The organism is Ruminococcus sp. AF20-12LB (assembly GCF_003478985.1).
Classification (GTDB): domain Bacteria; phylum Bacillota; class Clostridia; order Lachnospirales; family Lachnospiraceae; genus Blautia_A.
Genome location: NZ_QUGH01000004.1, coordinates 297065 through 313819, shown reverse-complemented (window position 1 = coordinate 313819; position 16755 = coordinate 297065). Strand labels below are relative to the sequence as shown.

Here is a 16755-nt window from a genome sequence, read left to right as displayed (position 1 = left end):
ATTGCTTCACTAACCATGACAAAATCATGATTAAGAAGTCACTTAGAGCATATATCACCGGCAGCCAACTTGTATTTTTTGTACTGCCTTACTGCAAAATGGTTCGGGTCTTTCTGCTCCAGATCATCAAACATCAGATCTACTGGATTCTTGAAATTCTCATCATCTTCCCTGGCTTCTGACACATTGATCATTTCCAACAGAGTATTAAAATTCTTTTCTTCTTCCCTGCCTTCATACCAGATATAACCAATCAGGGCACAATAATAGAGTTTTTCCGCCTTTACCCAAAAATCCTCACCTGATTGCTGCCCTTCACCTTTGGTATTAGCAATAATGGTTGTTACCAGTTTTAGAATATCTTTTTCACTGCGGATATATACAAATGGATTATAGTGCATGGATTTTTTGAAATTAATTGTATTCAAAACTTTGATTTTATATGGTTCGTATATAACTTTTCCCTCTTTGTCCCGCACGATTTTTCCATTCTCATCCGTCATCGGACTGCCTTTTGCCAGCATACTGCCAACCTCCAGAAGCACAGTTCCCTTTGGATCAGTAATCACATAGGAGCTGTGCATCTGCATAATGTTAGGCTTTACAAAAAATCTGGTTTTTCCAGAACCAGAACCGCCAATTACCAGAATGTTTTTATTCCTGGCGTATTTCGGATTCTTTGGTCTGCTTGACATAGTAAGACTCTCTGTTTCTGTGAGAATAGTATTATTTTCAAATTCAGGATCAGCATATGGTCGTATATCTTTTTCTGTTCCCCATCTGGCAGAACCATACTCCACACCTAGCCGATATTTCCTGGCATTTTTCGTGCGGTAAATAATAATAAGCTTTACAGCCACGCCGCCTGCGATTCCACACAACAAATCTATATGATTCAAACTTGGCCAGAGATTCTGAAATGCCAGTTCAAAATAAGTAATGGTATTCATAAATTTATCCCAGGAAGTTGCTCCGGTGTTTACCCGATACAACCAGGCAATCTTATTGAAAAAATAGGCAAACATCAGATAGGGGAAATTAGCTAAAAACAGCTTTTTCTGATCTGCCCTCTTCAATTCACTTACCTTGTCCGTAATCAGATTTTTCACATCTGCAAGCATTTTTCCTGGGATACTCTCTGAGGAAAAAACAGCTTTTCCAGATATTTTTCTCTTTTTCGGAGAGCCTCTGATATGCTGAACTTTTCCTCTTTTCTTCTTATGCTGCTGTTTTTTCTCAGTCATAAACTCTGCCCTCTGTCTTTCTGCTGTTCTCTTGCTCGTTCTCTGTTCTTTCCTTTAGACACAGCATCCTTAAAGTGCATAAGTTTTTCCATAATAGATGGCTTATCCTTTTTGTTCATCTGGACACCCAAATATTTCTTAAATGCCAGATTCATCATTTCTGTATCCTGCCCTTTAAAGAACACATAGTAGGTCGGTGGCTTGGTCGAACTGTCTTTTTTCAAGGCAAAATCTAAACGGTATTTTTTCGCCACACGCTCAAAGGACTTGATATTTCCATCTGTGATTTCAATATTGGATAAACCAGAACCCTGGCTTTTCAATTCTTTGTATGACTGTTTTCCAACCTTATAAGGATTCTTTCCCTTTTGCTTCTGTCCTGACAGATACTTCCGCAGCATATTTTTTAACACGTCGGCAGTCACTCTTGCAGTTTTAACCGACAATGCGATTGTTTTCTGTGTAACTTCTTCCTGCAATTTGCACGCCTCCTTTCGATTCTGATCAGCAAATTACGGTGGCACTAACAGATGGGGGAGATATATTTTCATCGGAATTTGGCTCCTTTCCACTTCCCGACAAATTGTCGAGAAGTCCTCTTTAAAATATAAAAAGCCGGCTGATTCCAATTTCTAATAAAATGGACCAACCGGCTACAAATTCTCTATTTTGTTTTTTCATTAATAAGCTGTTTTTTTATGAATACCAGCATTGAAATGAACTCAACTAACAACTCATATGCACTATGTATATCATCCGTTCCATATTCAACAATCCCATTATGCAGAATATTATTTCTAAACGGAATTCTTTTATCAATTTCCTTTGTATAAGCGTCAGTATTTGCAAACACTACATATGTAATTCCCATAACGTAAAGTTTTCCCACACTCTCAGAAGACATTCCCTCATTTTCATCTATAGACATTCGTTTTACTATTTGTTTCACTTTTGAATAAGGCTGTTTCGTGTAATTTAAAGTATTATATATTAACGGTTCTATATGTGATAACAATATTACTAATTTTTCACGTTCACTTATGGACGGATTGCTTATAATACTTTTTATATAACAATGTAATTTATTTTCTTGCTCATAATACTCCATAAGTTCTTCTTCCGCATCTTCTTTATCAATAAGCCCATAACTGTCTACCAACCACCAGACATCTTCATAATTCAAATCATAATTACTTAGTTTTTGAACGTTTGCAAAAAGTTGCGTATTCTTAACATCATCTGGTATATTTTTTAAAAATTCTGTCAAACTTCCAAATAAAGTATCTGGTATATTTTGTGAGAAACGACTTATTTTTTTTGAAAACTCAAGTAACACATCACCCAATTTATCTGTATCTATAAAATGATCTTCTTTATTCATCAGACCCTCCCTCTACTTATTTGTTCAATTTATTTTATTATAACCAATCATACTTATTCTGTCATTTATTTCTTAAACTCAGTAATAAATATACAGTACTGAATTGCACATACAACTTTCCTTCTTCCCAATCCATCTGATCCATCAGTAAACACTGAAATAATACATCTACATCCTGCAATTTATAAATCCGATTGCACGTTTCTGACAAACCTTTTAATTCCAGAACCTCTTGCATTGCGTTTCGTCTGTGCATAAGACATTGCAAGTATAATGCTTCAAGATGTTTCTGGCTGAAAATAAGTGCTGTCGTATCCTGTTCATTGACTGTACATTTACGTTTTTCTAACTCTTCCTGGGAAATATCCAGAAAACACCGGATATTTTCGACATATACATCACCATCAAATGTTGGATGCTTTTTCTTAATCCATCGTTTCGCCGCTACCTCCATATTCTTTCTGTCTCGATCAGATCTGGCACTACGGAAATTCAGCCTTTTGCCCATTTCTGCATAGATATTACTTTTCACCTGCCAATCTGCCAAAGCTGCGTATTCTTCATTGCGAAAAAAATAATCTAAAAGTTGGTTCATCTTAGCCTGACTATCTACCAAATGATAACATTCTTCGGAAAACCCCAAACCCGCAAATGCAACTGGCGCACTTCCTTTTTTGATTTCTTTTTCAATCACTCTCAAAATGTCTCTCTTTGATTCCATTTCTTGCTTTCCTTTCTCTTCTTCAATTTTCTGATTCTGTTCACAGATCATCAATAAGTTTTCATCTGCTCTTTTCGCTGTCAGTGTTAATGAATAACAAACCAAAACCAGAAACAGTGATATCAATGCACTTCCTACACCAATCATAAAAACTTTTCCCCCTCCAATACATGAAGCAATCCGTCCCACTTAAAAAACGGACTGATTTTTTTCAGCATAGCAATCAAGTCCGCTTCATTTTCTATTTCAATATCCAAAAATTCTATTACACTAATTTCAAGTCCATCCGCAATTTTCTTTAATTGTTCTACTTTCGGCTTTCGTATGCCTATTTCATACTTCCGAATTGTATTCACATTAATTCCTGTTCGTTCTGCAAGCAGCTCCTGCGATAGCCCTCTCTGTTTCCGAAAATAACGAATCTTTTCATTTATCTCCATGTCTTTCATCTGTTGAACTTCTCGACAATTTGTCGGGAAGTTGTTCCCTTTCCCAGTTTTCTTTTCCTTCATATCCATACATAGATATTTCCTCATCCAACAGCCTTGCAACCATAAAGCAACAACACAGCAAAAACAAAAGCACTATTCCTGCCATAATAATAATTATCAAATCAATCACATCTCATTCTCCTATGTAAGTGGTACAGAAAAAGCAGCCTTGACAGACTGCTTTTTCAATCACCATATTCTATTTTTGTTCTCATGTAAAAAGGCTTCCGAAATTGTGCGAATCCCAAACGCTAATCCATCTATGTAAGCGTCTCTCTGTTCTGTTTGTTTAAGATTTAAAGTATATTCCTTGTAATCCTCAAACATTGCCTGCAGATCCGGACTCATTAGACTTATCATTTCCTTTTCTAATGTTTCACACAGTTCCTTTGTCTCTTCATAACTTTTACTTTGTGTTTCACATTGATTCATTGGATAAATGCTATAATACAATTTTTCCAGTTGCTTTTCGCTCATTTTTGATCACCATTTCTTTCAGTCTTTTTATGATCCATATAATTCCAGAAATGCCGTTTTTTAGCAAAATTCCTGCTACAGCTAATAATCTCCAGGCAAGAACCCCTATTCCAATCAAACTTCCTACCATCAGTTTAAGTACCAACAAACCAAGCATTTCCCCTGTCCCCACATTTCTTGGAACAACCAGCAAAAACATTTTCTGGATTCCGAAAGGTATTCCCACAAAAAGCAATAATTTTCTCCAGTCTAATATTTCACCATTCATGCACATAGGGTGAACAATTAAGCAGATAATCATAGCTATTGCACCAGGAATTATCAATTTTGTTATAATTTCTTTTCCTCTCATATGTCACCTCCGTACATATCATGATTTACTTTTGCCTGGTAATAATTGCCTATTGTCGTTATTGAATTCATAAGACAGGTAAGCAAGTACGCTTTTATGTTCTTTACTTCCCTGGTATTCTCATGCAGACAGTCAAGTACATACTCTATGTGGCTTTCTTCCAGCAACAATAATCTGCTTTTTACGAACTGATATGGGTATTTCACTCCACTGATCGTAATATTCTCCCGTTCTATGCTGATTGTTTCCACAATTAGTGCCACAATTTCATCCAACTGTTGCTGTTCCCCTAGTCTGCATCGTTGTACAAGACAGTCATATTCAATATTTCTTTTTACAAGTGCAGTATTCATCTGGAATAACTCCATCTCTTCCATCAAATCCATTGATTGCTGTTCGGAAGAATCTGAAAGATTGATAAGATCAGTATTACTTCTGTCAGTATTACTAATATCAGTATAATTATAATTAGTATTATTAGGGTCGGTTTTTCCGACTTCTGTAGTTCGGTTTTTCCGAACTCTTGACTTCGATTTTTCCGACTTCCAGACTTCGGTTTTTCCGAACTCTTGACTTCGACTTTCCAGAACTCCAGACTTCGGTTTTTCCGAACTCTTGACTTCGGCTTTTCCGACTTCTTGACTTCGGTTATCATTCTCTGCTGAATCTAATACTTTTTCTTTTCTATATACAAAGCTCTTTACATAAATAATTGTTGGTTTTCCCAATCCTCTCTTTACTCTTTCAATCAAACCAATTCCTTTATCAGTATCTAATTCTGCAAGAATTTTCACACCTTTGTCTTTTCCGCAATTCATATATTCCATCACTTGTTCCAATGTAAATATGATATAAACTTTCCCCTCATTGTCCACCCAATTATTTCTGATAGACAAAGCCATTCTGTCCAGCATCAGCCCATAAAGAACCTTTGCATCGCTGGACAGATTACGGAAATATTCATCTGTGAATAATACTTTGGGAATACGGTAAAAAGCAAACTGTTCCGATTCATAATCGTGAAAATAACCAAACTCTATTTTTGTGCTTTCGGATTTTGCCATTTTGCTTTCCCTCCTTCCCTCGTTATTGGCTTTTCTTCCAGTTATCAAGCAGTTCATAGATAACCTGTTCAATCTGTTCTCTGTTATATTCCTTTGGGAAATACTTTCGTATTTTCTTTTCAGTTAAAGTAACTTTTCCTGTCTCTGTTTTCTTTTCATTCAGAATAAGCTGTACCGCTAATTCTGTCAGATTACCTTCATCGCTGTATTGCTTCAGTTTTGTTGCCATTGAACCTGTAACAGAGCTTGCTCCAGACACTATGCAGTCTTTCACCCAAATCTGCTCCATTTCTGATAAATAGGTTAATGAAACACCTACTGTAAAATTAATCTTTCCTTCATCCAACAATTTCAGCAATTCCGGAATAAGACAGGTCAAACGTATGTAACGCTGAACGGTTCTTCCGCTGTCACCTGCAGCCTGTCCAACCAGATCTGCACTGTCAACAGAAACTGCGTTTTCCTCTTTTATGCCCTGATGTTTTACTGCATCCATCTTCATCTTATAAGCATATGCCTTTTCGCTTGGAAGCAAATTTTCTCTCTGTATATTAGAATCCACCATAACGATTACGGCTTCATCATCGGTATAGTTCCGTATGAGTACTGGCATTTTACTTTTTCCAGCCAGTTCGCAACCACGTTTTCTCCTGTGACCAGCAATCAGTTCATATCCTCCCTCTGCGCGAGGACGTACCAATGCAGGATTTAAGATGCCATAATTCTTGATACTTTCTACTGTTTCAGCCATTTTTTCATCATCATTTACATGAAATGGATGATTTCTAAAAGGATGTAACTCATTTAATGGCACTTCAACAATCTGATTAAGAGTATTCTGTTCGGCTTCATTGATTCCAAGCAATTCATCATAAGAAGTAAGCTGAATTTCTTTCTTAGGTTTACGCATGATTCAGCACCTCCTGGACAAGTGCCTGATAACTGTACGCACCTTTTCCTTTTGCATAATAAGAAAAAATACTGACACCTTCTGATGCAGTTTCGGCAAGAGCCTCTGTTCTTGGAATCGTCTGATCAAAAATTCTAATCTCTGCTCCATAAGCATCTCGTACTGCCTGCTTATTTCTCTTTGAATTATTATAATGACTGCTGTCCATTGTAAACAGAATCCCTTCAATCTGTAAATCAGGATTAAATCTCTGATGAATGCCTTTCACAACTTTCAGTAATTCCATGAGGCCATCTGCCGCATAGTATTGAGGCTGCACCGGAATCAAAACGCTATCAGCTGCACTTAACGCATTAATTGTCATCATTCCCAATGAGGGCATACAATCAATCAGAATATAGTCATAATCATTTTCCAAAAGTTCCAAATATTCTTTTAAGACTTTTTCTCTGTCCTCTACCGTAAATAATGACATGTCCATTCCCGAAAGAAGTTTATTAGATGGAATTACATCTATTCCTTCCTCATGGTGTAAAATTGCTTCCCTGGGATCAAATTCTAATCCCATAATGATATTTTCCATCATTGTTTTCAATGTTACCCTTAAGTTCTTTGGAAAACCAAGTCCCATTGTCAAATGTCCCTGTGGATCAGCATCTATCAGCATTACACGTTTTCCAACCTTAGACAGTCCTACTCCAAGATTAATAGTGGTTGTAGTCTTTGCTACTCCACCTTTTTGATTTGCGATTGCGATTATTTTGCACATGATATAATTCTCCTGTTTTTCTACTATTTTTTATTTACATTACTTTTTTCAATTTCAGCATAAGCTCTATAATATTTGCTCGTCCCTTTATTGGAATAAAGTTCCGATAATTCCATAACTTCAATTTTAGGATGACGCTGCAGGATTTTCTGAAACCATGCAATATCATTTTTTGTTCCCATCATTCTCACTTTCAGCATTAATCTATTCCTCCAAGCATGGCATGTAACTTTTGATTGTACACTACATATTCCGGATAACGGATCTGTACTGCCTGCCAAAAATATGGTGCATATGCACAGCAGAAGATATCCTCTACTGTATACTGTCTGCACTCGTTTACCTGTTCCTCTGCATCTTCATAATCCCAAACGCTTGGCGTGCTGTTACAGTACAGATTAAATGCCATCCTTACCACTTTTAAGCTACCGCTTGTCTGCCATCCTTCATGTAAACATTTCGTTTTAACAGACCCCGTTTTAAAATTATAAATTCTGTCAGCATTTTTTCTGGTATCTCCATTAATACCCAGACAATAACACAATGCCTTATGGTACACATCCTGATACCGTACTTCTTGTAATTTTTCATAGTAGAATTTTTCATGTGCATCACTGATAAAAATAATGTTTTCTGCTCCTAACGCTGTACTTTTCATTTTGAACCTCCTTGAAATAAAAAAGGACCTTACCAATTGTTCTACCAATTAATAAGGTCATACTATATGTTACTTTTCTAAATTCGTGCTAGGGATTCCTCTTTAGTAAAAACTTAGTAAAACATCCCTACTGGTTCAAAAATATACTGTAAAATCAAGGTTTTTCAGAATTTTGCTAAGGTAGTGCCGTGGCAGATGAATAATACTTTTATCATTGTTGCATAACCTCGCATTTCTTAGTTTTTCTTGGTATTTCGGGCTTTGTGAGCCTTTGTAAATTTTTGCTTTCTGGCATAACCTGGTTTATTTTCGCATAATATCGTCCGCAAAAGGTGTAAAATAAGGTGTATGTTTTTCTATTTTACACCTTGCTATTTTCAATTAAAAATCGTAATTACACAACCTGAATCCGGGCAACTTCTTCCCTGGCATCCTCAAGATTTACATACGTATATGTATTCAGCGTTACGCTGATGTCTGAGTGCCCCATCAAATATTGCAATGCTTTTGGATTCATTCCGGATTTTGCCATATTTGAGCAATAGGTATGCCGACATACATGTGGATGTGTCAAGTATAGGATAAAAAAAATTTTATTTTTTTCTGCCGAAGACTATCTGACGCTTCCATCAGGTAGTCCCAGTACCTTTATTATCTTCTGATAAGTCATTCTTGTCCTGCTCAAGTTACCTCTGTTCCGAAAAAATATCGTCAAAATTCCATTCGATTTCAATTTCATCATGACTATGAACACGGATCACTTTGATAATCTCACGCAGCTTCTCTGTATCGAACTTCTGAATTCCCAAGAAATCTTTTAGTTTTATTTTATCAGAAAGTTCATTTTGTTCAAGAAGCTTTTTGCTATTCTCCGCATCTTCTATCTTTCGTTTTATTTCATCCAGCTGTACACTTATCTTTCCAGCTCTCTGCTTATACGAATCACGATCTATACGACCATCTTTGTAATCATCATAGAATTTCATCTTTTCCGAGGTCAACTGTCGGCTCTGTTTTTGCAATTCTGCGGTATTGATCTCTTTGTAGTCGCATTGCCTGTTGGAAGATACTTTCTTTTCTTTTTCCAACATTGACGCTGCATACTGATGAACAAGCCCAAGGATATTCTACTCTAGCGGTTCCCGTCGGATCACCAGACTTCGACACACAGGATCTCCATTGGTTCGAGCATCTGAGCATTTTAGCAGATGCTCCGTTTCTTTTAGTAAAGAATGCCCACAGTTGGCACATATCAGTAATGCCGGCTGTTTTTTACGCCTTTCCAGAATAAAATTGGTGCGTGATTCCGCAACACTTCTCTTCTTTTTCGGATGCATTTCATTTGCTTTTTCAAACAATGCCCTGTCTATAATTGCCGTATGATGATTTTCCAGGCGAACCCATTCTGTTTCATCATTCAGAACTGCTTTATGACCGGTATGCATACTGCAACGTGTTTTTCCCCAGATTCTGGTTCCAATATAAATCTCATCCCGGACAATTGCCGCTACTGTCGTAGGGCTCCAGTGTTTCTTTTTGATCGTGTCAAACCTCTGGAACTGCACCTGGTCCCCTCTTGATAATTTCTGCTCATCACAAGTGGCAATCGCCTGTCTGTTCAATTCCCTTGTAATATCTGCAAAACTTGTTCCTTCCGCTGCCATTTTAAAAATCATTTTCACAACTTTTGCAGCCTCCGGATCTACTTCCAGCCTTCCATCTTTTCCTTTTTTATAGCCATATCTGGCATTTACCGGAAGGCGTGTACCATTTCTCGTTCTTGTCTGCAATGCTGATGAAATTTTCTTGGACAAATCCAGGCTATACATATTGTATACCAGATTCTGCAATGCCACATTCATTCCACCAGTCATTCCGCTGCTTGCTGCACTGTCATAGCTGTCATTAATCGAAATAAATCGTATCTGTAGAAGTGGAAAAATATATTCAATATAAAATCCAACTTCCAGATAGTCTCTTCCAAATCTGGAAAAGTCTTTCACAACTACACAGCCGATTTCTCCGCTTTTCATGTCATCCTGCAGCTGTTGAAATCCCTGCCTTTTAAAATGAGTACCGCTGACACCGTCATCCACATATTCTAGAATATCCGACTCAGCTACACCCAGCTCATCAATTACAAATGATTTTAACAGAATTCTCTGAGAAGTTACACTGTCGCTCTCTTTTTTGGCTCTGCCATCTACATTGTCATCTTCTGCAGACAAACGGATGTAAACAGCTGTTTTTCTAAGATCTGTCATCTTGACTGCGCCTCCTTCTCTTTCTTTAGTTTCTGTAAATCTGCAAACTGATCGTCATATACCAGCTTGATCTCATAATCATACTTACCATGGATAATAATTGAATCCACAAAGGCATCTGCCATTTCTTTTGTCAGCTTACGCTTTGACATATAAGTATGTATCACATTTCCCCAGCCTTCTTCAATGTGGTAATCCTGGGAATACCGAACCTGTGCCGCCAATACTGTGTCCAGACGGCTCTTGATATTCTCAATTTCATTGGAATAGATCCGAGAAAACTGTATGTATTCTTCTTCTGTAATCAAACGTTCGGAATAGTCTTCATATAAATCCGATTTACGCTTACTGATACGGCTTAGTTCCCGTCGAAGTTTTCCCACCTCTTTATCCAAAAGCAGGTACTGTGTCTGATTTTTGGAAGCTGCATTCATTTTCTGAATCATTTTTTCTGTATCCAATACGGTTTTCATATGCGTTTGGATCAGGCGAAGAACATCGTCATCCACATATTCTTTTCTGACTCTGTGCCCTTTGCATTGCTTTCCTCCGGATTTATGGTTAGTATTGGCTCCGCAGATATAAAAGAATGTGCCATTTCTTTCTCTGGACAACGTCATGCGGTTGCCACAGCCTCCGCACCATATCTTTCCTGTATAGAAATTATGGTTTCTAATAGCCCCATTGTTCTGCTGATGTTTCTTCTTATAAGCTTCCGTATATTCCTGGATTTTAGATTGTACCTGTTGAAACAACTCTCTATCTATAATCCCTTCATGCGTGTTCTCCACATGCACCCAATCACTCTCTGGTCGATTTCTCTGTTTATTTCCCTGGAAAACACTTTGCTGATATTTTCCAAATACAGAATCACCTGTGCAATGAACATCCTGAAGTACTCGCTTCACTTCATAATTGTTCCAGGGTTTTGACTCCGGAAGCGGCTTTTCACCGGTTTTATAGAATTTTCTCTGTAAAGTCGGCGATAAAACTCCATCTTTATTGAGCTGTCTTGCAATATCACTATAGTTCCTGCCATTCATATACATAGAAAATATACTTTTCAGATGGTCTGCAGCTTCTTCATCAACAATCAACTGATGATGGTCTTCTTCTGACTTTCTATAACCATACGGTTCCCAGGCACTTGTAAATTTCCCCTCTTTCCAAAGTGCTTTTTTTGCGCTGCTGCTCTTCTTGGCAAGGTCTTTCGAATAGAACTCATTGATAATATTCTTCAGTGGAACTGTAAGATCCACACCCTCTCTGAAGGAATCGAAATCATCTGTCACAGCCAGGAATCTTACATGGAAAAACGGGAATACTCGTTCAATATAATTGCTGGTTTCGACATAATTTCTTCCAAGTCTGGACAAATCTTTTACAATAACACAATTGATTTTTCCATGCTTGATATCTTCCATCATCTGTACAAATCCAGGACGGTCAAAATTTGTACCTGAATAGTCTGAGTCCCTATAAACTTCCGCAACCGAAATATCTTCCGTATCTGCTACAAAGTTTTTCATCAATTCCACCTGGGTTTCTATCGTTCCTCTTTCCAATGTTTCTTCTGTTTCCATTGAAATTCTGGCATACAATCCTGCCCGGAATGGTCTTCTCACCTCTGTCTGGACGGTTGCACTGCCGACTACTTCCGGAATGTTTTTCCTACTCTTTCGTGCCATTTTATACAACCTCCTTTACCTTGACCTGCAGATTATTATCATCATCTATTACCGTATCAACTCCCATAGCCGGTAATTGATTCAGCAATGTCTGATAACAATCATCAAAATCAAAAGTGATCTCTATATTCTTTTTATCATATACTCTGATTTTCCTGATCAGTTCTACCACCACTGCGCGGGACAGTTCTTCAATATCCTGATATTTCACAAAATAATCCAGCCAGGTATTGGCATTGTCTGCTTTTTCCAGCTCACTATCCATTTCTTTCTGGATTGCACGGAGACTCTCTTCCACATTTCTAAGCCTCTTTCCATAGGCTGCATGAAGCTCTACATAGTCTTCTTTTGATACAATGCCCTCTTTCATATCCGAATAGAGCATCATCCGTAACTCCTTACAACGTTCTGTCTCCTGTTTTTTCTTCTCCAGCCTGTCCTGCAGCTTCTTCATATTGATCTCCTGAAATGGCACAGTACCAACAAATTCCAGGACTCTTTTCAGGTGCAGGATATTCTGGATATGCTGTTTCAGCATCACCAGTACGGCATCTTCCAGATCCTTTTCCGGTATTCTATGACTAGAACAGCGTTTTGTTTCTTTATTTGCGGAACATAGATAATAAGCATATTTTTTTCCCTGCCACAGTAGAAACCTTTCTTGTCATAGGTGCACCACAATCCGCACATACAGCAATTCCAGATAACAGATATACTTGCTTTTGGTCAGGCGAAGTACGTGTATCCATGCCCAGAAGTCTCTGAACAATTTCAAAATCACGGTCACTCACCAATGGCTCATGATTTTTCTCAATCCGGATCCAGTCATCTTCCGGTTTCACATAAGTCTGCTTCACTTTATGGTTCGGTGTCGTCCTTTTTCCCTGCACAAGGTTTCCGATATAAACCTCGTTTTCCAGTATCCTGCGGACGGTAACGGAACTCCAAAGTGCCTGTTCTTTCTGCCGGAAGCCTGTTTCATAATGACTACCACTGCTGATTTTATACTCAAATGGGGAAAGAATACCCAGTTCATTTAAACGATTAGCAATCGCATCCTGACTCATTCCCTGCAGCTTCATCTTAAAAATATCCTGTACTACACTGCCTGCAGATGGATCAATCTCTAATTTATGCTTATCTGTCTTTGTCTTCCTGTATCCAAAAGCTACAAACGGAGTCACGCATTCGCCTTTTTTCCTCTTAATCTCAAGATTACTCCTGATCTTAATAGAAATGTCACGGCAATAAGCATCATTGATTAAATTCTTAAATGGGATAATAATTTCGTCTGCCTGATTCTTTCCCTTGAGACTGTCATAATTGTCATTGATGGCAATAAAACGCACACCAAGAGCCGGGAATAATCTCTCGATATACTTCCCGGAATCAATATATTCCCTTCCAAATCGTGATAAATCTTTTACCACTACGCAATCTACAATTCCACGCCGGATATCTTCCAGCATTGCCTGGAATGCAGGACGATCAAAATTAGAGCCTGAGTAGCCATCATCAACTCGGACTGAAACAACTTCTATATCTTTTTTGTCTTTCAGGAAATCCAGAATCAAAGCTTTCTGGTTAGAAATGCTGTTACTTTCCAGTTTTGCTGAACTGGAAATATCGCCATCTTCTTTAGATAATCTGACATAGATGGCGGCATGATAGATTTTATTGATATTCTGATACATATCTTACCTCCTTTTATTACGTCAGAAAATCCATGTAATAAAAGGGGGCTGCATAATTTGTCCTTACCGACATTCTAACACAGTCCCCTCAATCTTGCCAGTACTTTTTCAGACACTCAGAAGCATATTCTCAAATGCCTGCTCCATAGATATACCGTTATTGGCAAATCTGACTTTTACTTTCATATTGCCGATCCGGACCAAATATGGATTTCCTACTTTATTCAGAAAAATATCTCTCCGTTCCTGAAGCGATTTATTTCTGTCTGCTTTTATCATCCGTAGATCAGTCATTTCATTGATATCTACATCACTGAAATCCTGCTCCAGATAGTTTCTGTATTCCTCTGCCGTCATGCCCTTCTCCTTCCATTCCCATCTGAATCTGTACTGCTTTCAGTACCCGATCCAGGCTCCACTTGTTCACTCTTCCGCATTTCTCAATAATACATTTCGTAGAAATGCTCATAACCTGTTCAGCCAGTGCCAGGCTTCCTTTTCGGATTCCCGTCATATCATATTTGCTGATAAATACATGTGTTGGCAAATACCGTTTCTTATAAATTCTTGATGACAGCGGAACTACCGTTATGACTGAACTGTATGTATTGGCTTTATTATTACTCACTACGATCACCGGTCTTACTCCACCCTGAACAGATGTTGTAGGAAACATACCGAGATCTGCCCATAAAATATCTCCTCTGCGGATTGTCATTTGTCCTCTCTCCAATCTATTATTTTTATTTGTAAAGCATCCATAGCGCTATATTGGCTCCACAGGAATACGGCAGAGTTTCTTTCCCATAAGGAAAGCTCTGCCGCATAACCTCTATAGCCAATTTGATTATTAAACAGTGCTCGCTCGATTCTATTTATCCTCGATACCCCGAATCGTTACTCCCGCATATGAGGAAGGGAATAATAACCTGCCCGGATGCATACTCCGGACCACAACCCGGAAACTCTCGTTTCCAGGCTCCAGCAGTTCATAGGTTTACCAGTTACAGACTTCTCAGGATCTGCAAGTGTATCGCATCTCATACATATCATCGCATCACCAGCCTGCCAGCCGGCTTCGGTCAGTGCTTTTTCGCAGCATTACAGACTGAACTAAAAATCTTTGTTTTGTCTTATAATCCTATAGCGGCATCTTCCTCGTGCTCTTTGCATGAAATGTCACGTCAGTTATTATTGGATATTCAGTTATCATGGTTCATTTTAGGAAGTCCTTTAACTTCCTCTAATTACTAAAGTCAAATGACTTTGGCAGATGCAAAAGATTTTGAAAAATTTTTTAAAAAAATTTATTCATATACATTTCACGCATCTTATTAAGAGTGGATTTCAGCTTGTATGACAGCATCTGTCTGGAAATCCCCATAATTTCCGCCATCTGTGTCTGTGTCTTGTTTTCAAAGAAAATGCCATAAATAATCATGCGTTCCTCTGAGTTCAGTTGATTGATCACTGTGTGAATATCCTGCTGTTCCATTTTTGTCAGTACACAGTGCTCCACATCACAGTTCAGATCTGGAAAATCCTCAATCATGAAGCCTTCTCCATCAATGGACTGACCGCTGTAAGGTACTTCTCTCAGCATCTTATCCACAACCTCACCCAGTTCATTCTTAATCTCAACTTTTTTTGCCTTGCTGCTTCTGTAAAAATTGTTCATCGCATACGCAACTTCTTTTGTAATCTCGATCATTTCTCCATCAATATTTGCGTAGTACTTTCCTTCATAAAAATATGGGTGTTCAATATACATATCCGTTCCTCCTGAATTTGAAATCTTGTTGCTCGTTTCTAATTCAGAAGGCGGACCTCTGTTTAGGATCATGCCTGCTCCACCTTTATCCTGCCGGGACATCCCCGCAGTTATTGGCCGAGAAATTCAGGCACGAAAAAAAGCCCCAGTAGTTTTTTTCCTAACTACTGAGGCTTTTGTCTCTTTCTTGTATTCAGTTATCTATGCCTTCTTTCATCAGCATAATCATTGTATCAGGATAAAGTTCACAAAGTATCCGCAATACGTTCCCATAAGTTCATGTCATTATTGAAATCGTACATATTTCAGTATAAAAAATTCACTATTCAAATTCTGATTATTATTTCTCCATATACTCTTCTGCCATATGTACTGCCATAGCACCATCTGCCACTGCTGTTACTATCTGACGAAGTAACTTTGTTCTGACATCTCCTACAGCATAAACACCCGGAATACTCGTTTCAGTGTTTTCACCTGCCACAATATATCCTTTATTATCCAGTTCTATCTGATTATCTAAAAAATCTGTTGTCGGTTTTCTTCCTATACTCACAAACAGGCCGTCACATTCTATAATGTTTTCTTCTCCTGTAACTGTATCTTTCAACCGCACACCAGTCAATCGTTCTCCATAAATCAGTTCATTTACTGTATTATTCCATCGAAACTCTATATTTTCAGTTTTCATCAGCTGGTCATGGTAGATTTTCGTTGCACGTAATGTATCTCTACGATGAACAATGATGACTTTCTTAGCAATTCGACTTAAAAGAGCAGCATCTGATACAGCAGAATTTCCACCACCAACAACCACCACGATCTTATCTTTATAAAACATACCATCACAAGAGGCACAATAAGCAACCCCATGACTTATCAATTCTTTTTCTTTAGCGAGACCAAGTTCTCTTGGATTTGCTCCAGTAGCAATCACTACTGTTTTCCCAATATAAATTCCCGAACTAGTTTCTACTCTCTTAAGCTTTCCTGTTAAATCCATATTAAAAACTTCAGCATATTCACTTTTAGCGCCAAATTTTTCCGCCTGTTTTTGCATTTTCTCTGCCAATGAAAATCCGTCAATTCCATTTTCAAAACCAGGATAGTTATCAATCTGCCAGGTCAATGACATCTGACCACCTGCAGATAATTTTTCTAAAACAATGGTATCAAATCCTGCTCTGGCTGCGTATAATGCTGAAGTATACCCTCCAGGTCCTCCCCCCACGATAATCATATCGTAAACATGATTTTCATTCATACAGCAG

Annotated in this window: 21 protein-coding genes and 2 pseudogenes; all 23 read right to left on the bottom strand. The window is 38.0% G+C overall.

Annotation, left to right across the window (positions count from 1 at the left end; genetic code table 11):
- Positions 1–56: 56 nt before the first annotated feature.
- A pseudogene (locus tag DWX61_RS07630) lies at positions 57–1076 on the bottom strand (type IV secretory system conjugative DNA transfer family protein); the annotation flags it as partial.
- 164 nt (positions 1077–1240) lie between these two features.
- Positions 1241–1723 carry a PcfB family protein gene (locus tag DWX61_RS07625; protein ID WP_044925928.1) on the bottom strand — a complete coding sequence of 161 codons (483 nt, stop codon included), beginning with the start codon at positions 1721–1723 and terminating at the stop codon, positions 1241–1243.
- A gap of 185 nt (positions 1724–1908) precedes the next feature.
- On the bottom strand, positions 1909–2625 hold the full coding sequence (locus DWX61_RS07620; RefSeq protein WP_015541258.1) for a hypothetical protein: 717 nt from the start codon (positions 2623–2625) through the stop codon (positions 1909–1911).
- Between the two features lie 61 nt (positions 2626–2686).
- Positions 2687–3493, bottom strand: a complete 807-nt coding sequence (locus DWX61_RS07615) for a hypothetical protein (protein ID WP_118624567.1) — start codon at positions 3491–3493, stop codon at positions 2687–2689.
- A complete protein-coding gene (locus DWX61_RS07610) occupies positions 3490–3795 on the bottom strand; it encodes a helix-turn-helix domain-containing protein (protein ID WP_227222461.1) in 306 nt (101 codons plus the stop codon). Before DWX61_RS07610 ends, DWX61_RS07615 begins: the two co-directional genes overlap by 4 nt.
- Complete coding sequence (locus DWX61_RS18920; protein ID WP_181976019.1) at positions 3773–3967, bottom strand: hypothetical protein; 195 nt, start codon at positions 3965–3967, stop codon at positions 3773–3775. Before DWX61_RS18920 ends, DWX61_RS07610 begins: the two co-directional genes overlap by 23 nt.
- Before the next feature lie 59 nt (positions 3968–4026).
- Entirely contained in the window at positions 4027–4314 is a 288-nt protein-coding gene (locus tag DWX61_RS07605) for a DUF6809 family protein (RefSeq protein ID WP_015541255.1), read from the bottom strand.
- Positions 4280–4666, bottom strand: coding sequence for a DUF6050 family protein (locus DWX61_RS07600; RefSeq protein WP_021926220.1), 387 nt, complete (start codon positions 4664–4666; stop codon positions 4280–4282). Before DWX61_RS07600 ends, DWX61_RS07605 begins: the two co-directional genes overlap by 35 nt.
- A complete protein-coding gene (locus tag DWX61_RS07595) occupies positions 4663–5730 on the bottom strand; it encodes a replication initiator protein A (RefSeq protein WP_118624565.1) in 1068 nt (355 codons plus the stop codon). Before DWX61_RS07595 ends, DWX61_RS07600 begins: the two co-directional genes overlap by 4 nt.
- A gap of 22 nt (positions 5731–5752) precedes the next feature.
- Positions 5753–6640, bottom strand: a complete 888-nt coding sequence (locus DWX61_RS07590; protein WP_015541253.1) for a ParB/RepB/Spo0J family partition protein — start codon at positions 6638–6640, stop codon at positions 5753–5755.
- Entirely contained in the window at positions 6633–7409 is a 777-nt protein-coding gene (locus tag DWX61_RS07585) for a ParA family protein (RefSeq protein WP_015541252.1), read from the bottom strand. The genes DWX61_RS07590 and DWX61_RS07585 overlap by 8 nt, the downstream gene beginning before the upstream one ends.
- Positions 7410–7432: 23 nt before the next feature.
- Positions 7433–7609 carry a hypothetical protein gene (locus DWX61_RS18915; protein WP_182279022.1) on the bottom strand — a complete coding sequence of 59 codons (177 nt, stop codon included), beginning with the start codon at positions 7607–7609 and terminating at the stop codon, positions 7433–7435.
- Positions 7609–8067: a DUF6075 family protein gene (locus DWX61_RS07580; RefSeq protein ID WP_015541251.1), complete on the bottom strand. Its 459-nt coding sequence runs from the start codon at positions 8065–8067 to the stop codon at positions 7609–7611. Before DWX61_RS07580 ends, DWX61_RS18915 begins: the two co-directional genes overlap by 1 nt.
- A 394-nt stretch (positions 8068–8461) precedes the next feature.
- Positions 8462–8632, bottom strand: a pseudogene (locus DWX61_RS07575) (tyrosine-type recombinase/integrase); the annotation flags it as partial.
- Between the two features lie 121 nt (positions 8633–8753).
- Positions 8754–9158: a hypothetical protein gene (locus DWX61_RS19235; RefSeq protein ID WP_270438331.1), complete on the bottom strand. Its 405-nt coding sequence runs from the start codon at positions 9156–9158 to the stop codon at positions 8754–8756.
- A gap of 36 nt (positions 9159–9194) precedes the next feature.
- Complete coding sequence (locus tag DWX61_RS07570) at positions 9195–10331, bottom strand: recombinase family protein (RefSeq protein WP_270427057.1); 1137 nt, start codon at positions 10329–10331, stop codon at positions 9195–9197.
- On the bottom strand, positions 10328–12019 hold the full coding sequence (locus DWX61_RS07565) for a recombinase family protein (RefSeq protein ID WP_118624563.1): 1692 nt from the start codon (positions 12017–12019) through the stop codon (positions 10328–10330). Before DWX61_RS07565 ends, DWX61_RS07570 begins: the two co-directional genes overlap by 4 nt.
- Before the next feature lies 1 nt (position 12020).
- Complete coding sequence (locus tag DWX61_RS19535) at positions 12021–12557, bottom strand: DUF4368 domain-containing protein (protein WP_330674871.1); 537 nt, start codon at positions 12555–12557, stop codon at positions 12021–12023.
- A 64-nt stretch (positions 12558–12621) separates the two neighbouring features.
- Entirely contained in the window at positions 12622–13713 is a 1092-nt protein-coding gene (locus DWX61_RS19530; protein WP_330674872.1) for a recombinase family protein, read from the bottom strand.
- 108 nt (positions 13714–13821) lie between these two features.
- On the bottom strand, positions 13822–14070 hold the full coding sequence (locus DWX61_RS07555) for a DUF6870 family protein (protein ID WP_015568866.1): 249 nt from the start codon (positions 14068–14070) through the stop codon (positions 13822–13824).
- Positions 14024–14431: a type II toxin-antitoxin system PemK/MazF family toxin gene (locus tag DWX61_RS07550; RefSeq protein WP_118624561.1), complete on the bottom strand. Its 408-nt coding sequence runs from the start codon at positions 14429–14431 to the stop codon at positions 14024–14026. The genes DWX61_RS07555 and DWX61_RS07550 overlap by 47 nt, the downstream gene beginning before the upstream one ends.
- A gap of 579 nt (positions 14432–15010) precedes the next feature.
- Entirely contained in the window at positions 15011–15484 is a 474-nt protein-coding gene (locus DWX61_RS07540) for a sigma factor-like helix-turn-helix DNA-binding protein (protein WP_172677211.1), read from the bottom strand.
- Positions 15485–15824: 340 nt separating this feature from the next.
- Positions 15825–16748, bottom strand: a complete 924-nt coding sequence (gene trxB, locus DWX61_RS07535; RefSeq protein WP_118624557.1) for a thioredoxin-disulfide reductase — start codon at positions 16746–16748, stop codon at positions 15825–15827.
- Positions 16749–16755: the final 7 nt, after the last annotated feature.